Below are 477 nucleotides of genomic sequence, written 5' to 3'. Positions count from 1 at the left end.
GGACGAGGCCCGGCCCGGCGCCGTGCCCTGGGCGGTGGTGCGCAAGCAATACCGTCTGCACTATGCCAGCACGCCGCTGCGCGGGAAGACGCAGGCTGGCGCGATCATCGCGGCCGTCGCGTCCGAGACTGGCATCGCCATCGATGCGCTCAAGGGCGAGCAGCGCGTCGCCCGCATCGCGAGAGCGCGCCAGCTCGCGATCTGGCGGGTGGCTGATGAGACCGAACTGTCGCTCTCCGAGATCGGGCGGCTGTTCCACCGCGACCACACCACGGTTCTTCACGCCATCCGCGTCACCAATCAGCGCCGCGGCGCCGATGTGCGCGGCTATGGCGGCATTCCCGTTGCCCGGAGCGAGGGCAAGACGGCGGCGAACCGGGCGCCCGAGCGCGGAGGCCCGCGATGAGCCGGGCCTGGATGCCGCTCTATGTCGCCGATTATCTTGCCGATACCGGCCATCTCAGCGCGGCCGAGCAT

At 70.6% G+C, this 477-nt stretch carries 1 protein-coding gene; it reads left to right on the top strand.

The window, feature by feature from the left end; translation table 11 throughout:
- On the top strand, positions 1-406 hold a 406-nt coding region (locus AB4Y92_RS25665; protein WP_441822184.1), incomplete at its 5' end, for a helix-turn-helix domain-containing protein.
- Positions 407-477 lie beyond the last annotated feature (71 nt).

The sequence above is a fragment of the Lysobacter sp. TAB13 genome (genome assembly GCF_052113885.1).
Classification (GTDB): domain Bacteria; phylum Pseudomonadota; class Gammaproteobacteria; order Xanthomonadales; family Xanthomonadaceae; genus Lysobacter; species Lysobacter gummosus.
This window is presented reverse-complemented; position numbering and strand designations above follow the sequence as displayed.